Raw genomic sequence first — 11,640 nt, forward strand, 5'->3', positions numbered from 1 at the left:
CGAAAGCGGAGTGTCAGTCACCATCAATGTTGACTGACACTCCGCTTTCGCGAGCAAGCCCGCTCCCACAGTTGTTTTGTGGTGGGCGGGAAAGCTGCGGCGCACCCAGTGTCGCCAGTTGTTCGAAGTTGTAACAACGCCAGCGGCTTATGCTCGTGAATCTATAAATAATTCAATAAAACCAATTTGTTACAGGTTTTTTGGCTTGTTACAGCCCATTTCCCCGCCGATTGCCGCCTTACTGAACACTCGTTTAGTATGGCCTCAAGTCGCATCACCTCAGACCAATCACAATAATTCGAGGATTCCCATGACCACTCAATCGTCGCTGCTCAGCCAGGTCGAAGCAGGCGTTGCCTGGATCACCCTCAATCGCACTGCCCAGCGCAATGCGCTGGACGTTCCGACGCTGAAAAACCTGCACGCCTTGCTCGATGCTTTCAACGCCGATCCAGCGGTGCGTGTGGTGGTATTGACGGGCAGTGGCCGCAGCTTCTGCGCTGGCGCCGACCTCGATGAATGGGCGGATGCCGAAGCCCGGGGTGCACTGGAAACCTACGGCTGGACCGAGACCGCCCACGCCTTGATGACTCGCCTGCACAGCCTGGAAAAACCGACCATCGCCGCCATCAACGGCACCGCTGTCGGCGCCGGGATGGACCTGACCCTGTGCTGCGACCTGCGCATTGCCGGGCAGTCGGCTCGCTTCAAAGCCGGCTACACCAGCATGGCGTACTCGCCGGATGCCGGCGCCAGTTGGCACCTGCCGCGCCTGATCGGCAGCGAAAAAGCCAAGCGCCTGCTGTTCCTCGATGAACTGTGGGGGGCTGACCGCGCCCTCGACGCCGGTCTGGTCGGCGATGTCTGCGCCGACGATCAACTGCTGACGGTCACCAGCGAACTGGCCGCACGCCTGGCCGCCGGGCCGACGTTCGCTTTTGCCCAGACCAAAAAACTCATGCGCGAAGGCGCCGATCGCAGCCTGGCGGAACAACTGCAAGCCGAACTCGCCGCCGGCCTGCTCTGCGGTCGCAGCGAGGACGGCAACGAAGCCCTGCGCGCCGCCATGGAAAAACGCCCGGCACGTTTCGTCGGTCGTTGATTCCCACACTTCTTTCAGTACACGAACAACAGGTAGCAGCATGAATTTCCAACTGACCCAAGAACAAGAAATGTTGGTGGACTCGGTACGCAGCTTCGTCGAGAAGGAACTGCTGCCTTATGAAGAGCAAGTCGACCGCGCCGACGAGGTGTCCCCGGAGCTGGCGGCGCAGATTCGCGGCAAGGCGATCGCCGCCGGCTTCTACGCCTTCAACATGCCCGAAGAAGTGGGCGGTGGTGGCCTGGACTACCTGTCCCAGGCGCTGATCGAGCGTGAGCTGTCCAAGGTCTCCTGGGCGCTGCACGTGTTCGTCGCACGGCCGTCGAAAATCCTCATGGCCTGCACCGGCGACCAGATCAACGACTACCTGTTGCCGTGCATCCAGGGCGAGAAAATCGACTGCTTCGCCCTGACCGAACCGGGTGCCGGTTCCGATGCCAATGCGATCAAGACCCGCGCCGTGCGTGAGGGCGACGACTTCATTCTCAACGGCAGCAAGCATTTCATCAGCCACGCCGGGCATGCCGACTTCGCCATCGTCTTTGCCGTGACCGACACCTACGAACACAACGGCAAAAAGCGTAACGCCGTGACCTCGTTCCTGGTCGACCGCAACACCCCGGGCATGACCATTCGCCGTGGGCCCAAGTGCGTGAGCAACCGGGGTTACCACACCTTCGAAATGTTCTTCGACGACTGCCGCGTACCGGCCAGCAAAGTGCTGGGCGAAGTCGGCAAGGGCTGGGACGTGGCCAACGCCTGGCTGACCGCCGGGCGCGTGATGGTCGCGGCCAACTGCGTCGGTCAGGCCCAGCGTGCACTGGACGTGTCGCTGCAATGGGCGGCGGACCGCAAGCAATTCGGCCAGCCGATCGGCACTTACCAGGGCGTGTCGTTCAAATTGGCCGACATGGCCACGCAGATCCGCGCCGCCGAACTGCTGACCCTGCACACCGCGTGGAAAATGGACCAGGGCACCATGACCGATGGCGAGGCCGGCATGGCCAAGCTGTTCGCCAGTGAAGTGCTCGGCCGTACCGCCGACGAAGCGGTGCAGATTTTCGGCGGCATGGGCCTGATGGACGAAGGTCCGGTGGAGCGCATCTGGCGCAACGCACGGATCGAACGGATCTGGGAAGGCACCTCGGAAATCCAGCGCCACATCATTTCCCGCGAGCTGCTGCGGCCGCTGCTGCGCTGACCGGCCCGGAGAACTCCCATGTCCCAAACCATTCGTGACAACCTCAAACGCATGCTGGCGCCGCAACACGTGGCGTTCGTCGGCGGCCGCAGCATGGCGCGCGCCCTCAAGCGCTGTGCCGAGGGCGGCTACCCAGGGCAGATGTGGCTGGTCAATCCACAGCACGACAATCTTGAAGGTGTGCCGTGTGTGCGCAGCGTTGCCGAGCTGCCTTGCGGCCCGGACGCCGTGTTCATCGCCACCAACCGCGAACTGACCCTGGCCTGCGTGGCCGAGCTGGCCGCCATCGGCGCGGGCGGCGCGATCTGCTACGCCTCCGGCTTCGCCGAAACCGGCGCCGAAGGCCAGGCCCTGCAACAGCAATTGCTCAAGGCCGCTGGCGACATGGCCTTGCTCGGCCCTAACTGCTACGGCCTGCTCGACTACCTGCACAGCTGCGCGCTGTGGCCGGTGGCCCATGGCGGCAAAGCGGTGGAGAAGGGTGTGGCGGTGCTGACCCAGAGCGGCAACTTCGCCTACAACCTGTCCATGAGCGACCGCTCGCTGCCGGTGGCCTACATGGCGTCGGTGGGCAATCAGGCGCAACTGGGCGTGGCTGAATTGATGGACGTGCTGCTCGACGAGCCGCGGGTCACCGCCATCGGCCTGCACCTGGAAGGCCTGAAGAACGTGCCGGGTTTTGCCCGCGCCGCGCACAAGGCGCTGGAAAAGGGCATCCCGATCATCGCCCTGAAAACCGGCGTGTCGCAGATTGGCGCCGAACTGGCCTTGAGTCACACCAGTTCGCTGTCCGGTTCCGATGCGCTGTACGACGCGCTGTTCGACCGTCTCGGGGTGATCCGTGTCAGCGGCCCGGTGAGTTTTGTCGAAACCCTCAAGGCCGCGGCCTGCGGCAACCTGCCAGCGGGTAACAGCCTGATCGCACTGGCCTGTTCCGGCGGCGACGCCGGCCTGATTGCCGACTACGCCGAACGCAACGACCTGGGCCTGCCGAAGCTCGATCAAGGACAGGTCGGCGAACTCGCGCAGGTGCTGCCGACCTACGCCAACCTGGTCAACCCGCTGGATTTCACCACGGCGATCTGGGGCGACGGCGAAGCCTTGAATCGCATGCTCGACAGCGCCCTGCGTACCGAAGCCGACGCGGCGATGCTGGTGCTCGACTACCCGTCGGAGTTCACCGGCGAGCGCAAGGAGTGCGACCTGCTGCTGGAGCTGTACTGCGCGGCACTGCAGCGCCACGGCAAGACCGGTTTTGTCACTTCGGCTTTCCCTGAATTGCTGCCGGCCCATGCCCGTGAGCGTCTGCACGCGCAAGGCGTCGCGGCCTTGCAGGGCGTGGAAGACGGGCTGGCCGCGTGGGGCCGCATTGCCGGTTATCAGTGCAATCGCCAGGCCTTGCTCGCTCTGGGTGAATCGGCGCTGGTGCCGCTGTGCCCGCACGCGCTGGAAGGCGAGGGGCGCTTGCTCAATGAATGGGATTCCAAACAGGCGTTGAAAGCCTTTGGCCTGCCGACGCCAAACGGCGTATTGAGCACCCCGGACCAGGCCCTGAAGGATGCCGAGTCACTGGGTTATCCGTTGGTCTTGAAAGCCGTCAGCGCACAGCTGCCGCACAAGACCGAGGCCGGCGCCGTGGCGCTGAATCTCAAGGATGGCGCGGCGTTGAGTGCGGCGCTGGAGAAGATGCGCGCCAGCATTGCCGCCTACGCCCCGGGTGTAGCCTTCGATCAACTGTTGCTCGAGCCCATGGCCAGACCGCCACTGGCTGAGCTGATTGTCGGCATCAAGCGCGAAAACGATTTCGGCCTCGCGCTGGTGATCGGTGCCGGCGGCATTCTGGTGGAGCTGCTCAAGGACAGTCGCAACCTGTTGCTGCCGACCACCGACGGTGCGATCCGCAATGCCTTGCTCAGCTTGCGCAGCGCCCCGTTGCTGCAAGGCTTCCGTGGCCGCGAGTCTGCTGACCTCGACGCCCTGGTGACGGCGATCCGCGCCGTGGCCGACTACGCCTGCGAGAACGCCGCGCAACTGCTGGAACTCGATGTGAACCCATTGTTGGTCGGTGCCCAAGGCACGATTGCGGTCGATGCGTTGATTCGCCTCGGCCACGAGTGAGGACATGAACATGCAAAGCAAAACCTTGACCGGCGGCCAGGCCCTCGTGCGCCTGTTGGCCAACTACGGCGTCGATACCGTGTTCGGCATCCCCGGCGTACACACCCTGGAGCTGTATCGCGGCTTGCCCGGCAGCGGCATCCGCCACGTGCTGACCCGTCATGAACAGGGCGCCAGCTTCATGGCCGATGGTTATGCCCGGGTCAGCGGCAAACCCGGCGTGTGCTTCGTCATCACCGGCCCCGGCGTGACCAACGCCGCCACCGGCATCGGCCAGGCCTATGCCGATTCGATTCCGATGCTGGTGATTTCCAGCGTCAACCACAGCGCCAGCCTCGGCAAGGGCTGGGGCAGCCTGCACGAGTGCCAGGACCAGCGGGCGATGACCGCGCCGATCACGGCGTTCTCGGCCGTGGCGCTGACCGCCGAAGACCTGCCGGAACTGGTCGCCCGTGCCTACGCGGTGTTCGACAGCGAGCGGCCGCGCCCGGTGCACATCTCGGTGCCGCTGGATGTGTTGGCGGCACCGATTGCCCGTGACTGGAGCAACGACGTGGTGCGTCGCCCGGGCCGTGGTCCGGCATCCGCCACTGCGCTTGACCAGGCCGTGGCCAAACTCAAAGGCGCGAAACGGCCGATGATCATCGCCGGTGGTGGTGCACTCAATGCCGTGCAGGAGCTCAGTGAACTCAGCACGCGCCTCGCTGCGCCACTGTTCACCAGCGTCGCCGGCAAGGGGCTGCTGCCACCGGATGCGCCGCTCAACGCAGGCTCCTCCCTGTGTGTGGAACCGGGCTGGAACCTGATCGCCGAGGCCGATGTGGTGCTGGCGGTCGGCACAGAAATGGCCGACACCGACTTCTGGCGCGAACGCCTGCCGCTCAAGGGTGAACTGCTGCGTGTCGATATCGACCCGCGCAAATTCAACGACTTCTACCCCTGCGCAGTGGCCTTGCAGGGCGATGCACAACAAACCCTCAGCGGTTTGCTTGAGCGCCTGCCATCGGACGTGCGTGATGCCGGCCCCGCGATTGCCTCGGTTGCCGCGTTGCGCGAAGCGGTCAAGGCCAGCCATGGCCCGTTGCAGTCGATCCATCAGGCGATTCTCGAGCGTATTGCGGCGGAGCTGCCGGACAACGCCTTCATCAGCACCGACATGACCCAGCTTGCGTATACGGGTAACTACGCCTTTGACAGCCTGGCCATCCGCAGCTGGTTGCACCCGACCGGCTACGGCACCTTGGGTTATGGCTTGCCGGCGGGGATCGGCGCCAAGTTCGGCGCTCCGCAACGGCCCGGTCTGGTGCTGGTCGGCGACGGCGGTTTCCTCTACACCGCGCAGGAACTGGCGACGGCCGTCGAAGAGCTGGACAGCCCGCTGGTGGTGCTGCTGTGGAACAACGACGCCCTGGGACAGATCCGCGACGACATGCTCGGCCTGGACATCGAACCCATCGGCGTGCTGCCGCGCAATCCGGATTTCGCCGCCCTCGCGCGTGCGTTCGGTTGCACGGTGAACCAGCCGCAAAGCCTGGCCGAGTTGCAGACCGACTTGCGCCACGGCTTCAAGCGCAACGGCGTGACCCTGATCGAACTCAAGCATGCCTGTGCGCATTGATCTGCATTTTAAGGGGATGAAGCCATGCGCTTTTCCGATCTGACTCAACGTATCGCCGGTGATGGCGCTGCCGCCTGGGATATTCATTACCGCGCCCTGGCGCTGCGCGAGCAGGGCCAGGACATTTTGCTGCTGTCCGTGGGCGATCCGGATTTCGACACGCCACAGCCCATCGTGCAGGGTGCCATCGACAGCCTGCTGAGCGGCAACACTCATTACGCCGAGGTGCGCGGCAAGCGTGCCCTGCGTGAGGCCATTGCCAGGCGCCATCAACAACGCAGCGGCCAAAGCGTTTCGGCCGATCAGGTCACCGTGCTGGCCGGGGCGCAATGTGCGCTGTTCAGCGTCGCCCAATGCGTGCTCAACCCGGGGGACGAGGTGATCGTCGCCGAACCGATGTACGTCACCTACGAAGCCGTGTTCGGTGCCTGCGGCGCCGTGGTGGTGCCGGTGCCGGTGCGTTCGGAAAACGGCTTCCGTGTGTTGCCTGAAGATGTCGCCGAGCGCATCACGCCACGCACCCGGGCCCTGGCGCTGAACAGTCCGCACAATCCGTCCGGCGCCAGTCTGCCGCGCAGCACCTGGGCCGCTCTGGCCGAGTTGTGCATCGCCCACGACCTGTGGCTGATTTCCGACGAGGTCTACAGCGAACTGCTGTTCGAAGGCGAGCACGTCAGCCCGGCGAGCCTGCCGGGCATGGCCGAGCGCACCGCGACCCTCAACAGTCTGTCGAAATCCCACGCCATGACCGGCTGGCGCGTCGGCTGGGTGGTGGCGCCACCATCCCTCGCTGCGCACCTGGAAAACCTTGCGCTGTGCATGCTCTACGGCTCGCCGGATTTCATTCAGGACGCTGCCGTGGTGGCCCTGGAAAGCAACCTGCCGGAACTGGAGGCCATGCGCGAAGCCTATCGCCAGCGCCGCGACCTGGTGTGCGACAGCCTGGCCGATTGCCCCGGGGTGCGGGCGTTGAAACCTGACGGCGGCATGTTCGTGATGCTCGATATCCGCCAGACCGGGCTCAGCGCCCAGGCCTTTGCCGACCGTCTGCTGGATCGCCACGGTGTGTCGGTATTGGCGGGCGAGGCCTTTGGTCCGAGCGCGGCGGGGCACATTCGCCTCGGTCTGGTGGTCGGCGCCGAACCGTTGCGCGATGCCTGCCAGCGCATTGCCCGTTGTGCCCAGGAATTGATGGAGGCCCAGGTTCATGCTTAACCACAACGCATTGTTTATTGATGGCCGCTGGCAAAAACCGTCGGGGCAGGGCATCGCCCAGGTGATCAACCCGGCCACGGAAGAAGTGGCTGGCAGCGTGCCGCTGGGCGATGAGCGCGATGTCGAAAACGCCGTGGCCGCTGCACGCCGGGCCTTCGACTCATGGTCACGCACTCCCTCCAGCGTGCGCGCCGGTTACGTTCGTGCCCTGGCCGGGCAATTGCGTGCCCGCGCTGATGAGATGGCCTCGGTCATCACTACCGAGTTGGGCATGCCGGTGCAATGGTGCCGCTCGGTGCAGGTCGACGGGCCGATCGCTGGCCTTGAGCAGTACGTCGAACTGGCTCATCTGATGGACGAGGTGCGCGAAGTCGGCAATTCACTGGTGATCCGCGAGGCCGTGGGTGTCTGCGCGTTCATCAACCCGTGGAATTACCCGCTGCACCAGTTGATCGGCAAACTGGCCCCGGCCCTGGCCGCCGGTTGCACCGTGGTGGTCAAGCCGAGCCAGGAAACCCCGCTGCATGCCTTCTTGCTGGCGCAGATGATCGAGGACGTCGGCTTGCCAGCCGGTGTCTTCAACCTGGTCAGCGGGCCGGGCTCGAAAGTCGGTGAAGCACTGGCCAAACACCCTGACGTGGACATGGTGTCGTTTACCGGCTCCACCGGCGCTGGCGTTCGCGTTGCGCAAGCGGCGGCGCCTTCGGTGAAACGGGTGTGCCTGGAACTGGGCGGCAAATCGCCGCTGCTGATTGCCGAGGATGCGGACCTGGACGCGGCCGTGCGCTACGGCGTGCAGGACGTGATGATCAACTCCGGCCAGACCTGCACCGCCTTGACCCGCATGCTGCTGCCGGCCAGCCGTTATGCCCAAGCCGTGGAAATCGCCCTGCAGGAGACCCTGAGCCTGCGCATGGGCGATCCCCTCGACCCACAAAGCTTCCTGGGACCTATGTGTTCCGCGGGGCAAAAACGCACCGTGCTCGATTACATCAAGGTCGGCCAACAGGAAGGCGCACGGCTGCTGTGCGGCGGGGACGCGCCGTCAGCCTTCGAGCGCGGCTTCTATGTCAGCCCGACGCTGTTCGCCGATGTCGACAACCGCATGCGCATCGCCCAGGAAGAGATCTTCGGCCCGGTGCTGTGCCTGATTCCTTACGCCGATGAAGCACAGGCCATCCAGATCGCCAACGACTCGCCGTTCGGCCTGTCCAGTGGCGTCTGGGCCGGCAGTGCCGAGCGTGCCTTGCACCTGGGCCGGCAGATGCGCGCCGGCCAGTGCTTCCTCAATGGCGCGGCGTTCAATTACCAGGCGCCGTTCGGTGGCTACAAACAATCGGGCAATGGCCGGGAGTGGGGTGAGGAGGGACTCAACGAGTTCGTCGAAGTGAAGGCGATCCAGGTGTGACGGTAGGCGATTCAGATGTTGTATGCACCGGGCCCTGGCCCGGTGTCTTGCGTGGTTTTGAACCGGTAATTCATTAGCTTTTTGATCAGGGGCAATGCAATGAGCGATAACAAAAACAAGATTACTCAAGCGAACCATGAATTGAGCTTCCCGCGCAGGGACTTCTTGAAGTACAGCGCGGCAGCCGCGGCGGTGGCCGGGGCGTTCTCCATGGGGCTGCCGTTTGGCGCCTTTGCCGGGGAGGCCACACCAAAGCCGGGTGGCGTGTTGCGTCTGGGCCTGGCGGGTGGCAGCACCACGGACTCGAAAGATCCGGGTTCCTGGTCCGACACCTTCACCTTCGTCGGCTTCTCGGCGGTCTATAACACCCTGACCGAAATTGCCGTCGACGGCAGCGCCATCCCCGAACTGGCCGAAAGCTGGACCTCGACCCCGGACGCGCGTGTCTGGACTTTCAAGATTCGTCAGGGCGTGACCTTCCACAATGGCAAGACCCTGACCGCCGAGGACGTGGTGGCGTCGATCCAGCATCACCTCGGCGAAAAATCCACCTCGGCGGCCAAGACCGTGCTGGGTGACGTGGCCAAAGTCAGTGCCAACGGCAGCGACAGCGTGGTGTTCGAATTGCACTCGGGCAACGCCGACTTCTCCTATGTGGTTGCCGATTACCACCTGGCGATCATGCCGAGCAAGGACGGCGCGGCGGACTGGCAGGCCGGCGCTGGTACCGGTGGCTATCGCCTCAAGGACTTCGAACCGGGCGTGCGCATGACCCTGGAACGCAGCCCCGATTACTGGAAACCGGGCCGCGCGCACTTCGCCAGCGCCGAGTTGATCGCGATCTCCGACGGCGCGGCACGGGTCAATGCGCTGGTCACCGGGCAAGTGGATGTGATCAACAAGGTCGACCTGAAAACCGTCGCGCTGCTCAAGCGCAACCCGAACCTGGTCATCGAAGAAACCAAAGGCGCCCAGCACTACACCTTCCCGATGCTCACCGACAGCCAGGTGTTCCTGAACAACGACGTGCGCCTGGCGATGAAGCACGCGATCAACCGCGAAACCTTGCTGGCTTCGGTGCTGCACGGCTATGGCCTGGTGGGCAACGACCACCCGATCCAGCCCGGCAGCCGTTTCATCAACACCGCGCTGGAACAACGCACCTACGATCCGGACAAATCGCGCTTCTACCTGAAGAAGGCCGGTCTGGATTCGCTCAAGGTCCGCCTGCAAGCCTCCGACGCGGCCTACACCGGCGCGGTGGACGCCTCGGTGTTGTTCAAGGAACAGGCGCGAGCCGCCGGGATCGACATCGACGTGGTGCGCGAGCCCGCCGATGGCTTCTTCTCCAACGTGTGGATGAAGCAACCCTTCACCACCTCGTTCTGGTACAGCAGCCTGACCGCCGACCGCATGTTCAGCATCGGCTACGCCAAGGGTGCGGCGTGGAACGAAACCCACTGGGACAACCCGCGCTTCAATCAACTGCTCAACGCCGCTCGCGGCGAAATGAACGACCCGCTGCGCCGCGAGATGTACAACGAAATGCAGGCGCTGTGCCGGGACGAGGGCGGGGCGATCGTGCCGCTGTTCGCCAGTTCCGTGGCGGCGCGCTCCAACCGGGTGGTTCACGGTGGGCAGACCGCGCCCTACGGTGAACTGGATGGCCTGCGGGTGATCGAGCGCTGGTGGCAGGCGTAAACCGGGATCTATCGAACGGTGAAGATCAACTGTGGGAGCGGGCTTGCTCGCGAATAGAGTCTGTCAGCTGACTCAGTTGGCGACTGACACGCCGCGTTCGCGAGCAAGCCCGCTCCCACAGTAGAAATTTAGTGTCTTCAAAGGCGTGCCCAATTCAAGGAACTGCACGATGAGAAGTATTTTCAAGCTGTTGGGACAGCGTCTCGCATTAGGCCTGCTGTCCCTGTTCGCCGTTTCAGTGATCATCTTCCTGGCCGTCGGCATGCTCCCGGGCGACATTGCCCAGGCCATGCTCGGTCAGTCGGCCACCCCGGAAACCGTGGCGGCCTATCGGGCGCAACTGGGGCTGGATTTGCCGCCGTTGAGCCGTTTCGGCCACTGGATCTGGCAGTTGTTGCACGGTGATCTCGGTGTATCGCTGGCCAACCAGCGGCCCATCGCCGATCTGGTGAGTACGCGTTTGGGCAACACCTTCAGCCTCGCCTTGCTGGCGGCCCTGGTGTCGGTGCCGCTGGCGTTGTGTCTGGGGATGCTCGCCGCGCTGTACCGCAACAGCTGGTTCGACCGCTTGCTCAATACCTCGGCCCTGAGCGCGGTGTCGTTCCCCGAGTTCTTCGTTGCCTACCTCCTGATCCTGGTATTCGCGGTGAAGCTCAACTGGTTCCCGAGCATTTCCAACCTGGCGCCGGACGCTTCGTTGGGCACGGTTCTGGAACGCTCGGTGTTGCCGGTGGCGACCCTGAGCCTGGTGGTGATCGCGCAGATGATGCGCATGACCCGCGCCTCATTGATCAACCTGCTGGCCAGCCCCTACATCGAAATGGCCCGGCTCAAGGGCATCAGCCAGTCGCGGATCATCTTTCGCCACGCCTTGCCCAATGCCCTGGCGCCCATCGTCAACGTGGTGGCATTGAACCTCGCGTACCTGGTGGTCGGCGTGGTGGTGGTCGAAGTGGTGTTTGTCTATCCGGGGCTCGGTCAGTTGCTGGTGGACTCGGTGGCCAAGCGCGACATTCCGGTGGTGCAGGCCTGCAGCCTGATCTTCGCCGCGACCTACATCCTGCTCAACACCAGCGCCGATGTGCTGTCGATTGCCAGCAACCCACGCCTGATGCATCCGAAGGGGTAGACCATGAGCCTGTTAAAACACCTGTGGCGGGCGCCCCTGAGCGCCCGGTTCGGTTTGTTGATGATCCTGCTTTACGTGCTGGTGGCGGTGTTCGCGCCGGTGTTGGCGCCGTTTGGCGAAACCCAGGTGGTGGGCGGGGGCTTTGAGC

8 protein-coding genes and 1 pseudogene are annotated in these 11,640 nt (G+C 64.1%); all 9 read left to right on the top strand.

Annotation, left to right across the window (positions count from 1 at the left end; genetic code table 11):
* Positions 1-310 precede the first annotated feature (310 nt).
* Positions 311-1,102, top strand: coding sequence for an enoyl-CoA hydratase/isomerase family protein (locus BSF40_RS31180; RefSeq protein ID WP_095968261.1), 792 nt, complete (start codon positions 311-313; stop codon positions 1,100-1,102).
* A gap of 40 nt (positions 1,103-1,142) precedes the next feature.
* Positions 1,143-2,303 (top strand): acyl-CoA dehydrogenase family protein, encoded by a 1,161-nt coding sequence (locus BSF40_RS31185; RefSeq protein ID WP_007981552.1) that lies wholly within the window; start codon positions 1,143-1,145, stop codon positions 2,301-2,303.
* A gap of 18 nt (positions 2,304-2,321) precedes the next feature.
* Positions 2,322-4,421 (top strand): acetate--CoA ligase family protein, encoded by a 2,100-nt coding sequence (locus tag BSF40_RS31190; RefSeq protein WP_095968262.1) that lies wholly within the window; start codon positions 2,322-2,324, stop codon positions 4,419-4,421.
* Between the two features lie 10 nt (positions 4,422-4,431).
* Positions 4,432-6,039 (top strand): 5-guanidino-2-oxopentanoate decarboxylase, encoded by a 1,608-nt coding sequence (locus BSF40_RS31195; RefSeq protein WP_095968267.1) that lies wholly within the window; start codon positions 4,432-4,434, stop codon positions 6,037-6,039.
* A gap of 24 nt (positions 6,040-6,063) precedes the next feature.
* The gene (locus tag BSF40_RS31200; RefSeq protein WP_095968263.1) at positions 6,064-7,254 is read left to right on the top strand and encodes a pyridoxal phosphate-dependent aminotransferase; all 1,191 of its coding nucleotides are present in this window, start codon (positions 6,064-6,066) and stop codon (positions 7,252-7,254) included.
* Entirely contained in the window at positions 7,247-8,662 is a 1,416-nt protein-coding gene (locus BSF40_RS31205) for an aldehyde dehydrogenase family protein (protein WP_095968264.1), read from the top strand. The genes BSF40_RS31200 and BSF40_RS31205 overlap by 8 nt, the downstream gene beginning before the upstream one ends.
* A gap of 99 nt (positions 8,663-8,761) precedes the next feature.
* Complete coding sequence (locus BSF40_RS31210) at positions 8,762-10,363, top strand: ABC transporter substrate-binding protein (protein ID WP_095968265.1); 1,602 nt, start codon at positions 8,762-8,764, stop codon at positions 10,361-10,363.
* 169 nt (positions 10,364-10,532) lie between these two features.
* Positions 10,533-11,492 carry an ABC transporter permease gene (locus BSF40_RS31215; RefSeq protein ID WP_095968266.1) on the top strand — a complete coding sequence of 320 codons (960 nt, stop codon included), beginning with the start codon at positions 10,533-10,535 and terminating at the stop codon, positions 11,490-11,492.
* 3 nt (positions 11,493-11,495) lie between these two features.
* Positions 11,496-11,640: pseudogene (locus BSF40_RS33350) on the top strand (ABC transporter permease); the annotation flags it as partial.

The sequence above is a fragment of the Pseudomonas sp. ACN5 genome (assembly GCF_002303975.1).
Classification (GTDB): Bacteria; Pseudomonadota; Gammaproteobacteria; order Pseudomonadales; family Pseudomonadaceae; genus Aquipseudomonas; species Aquipseudomonas laurylsulfatiphila.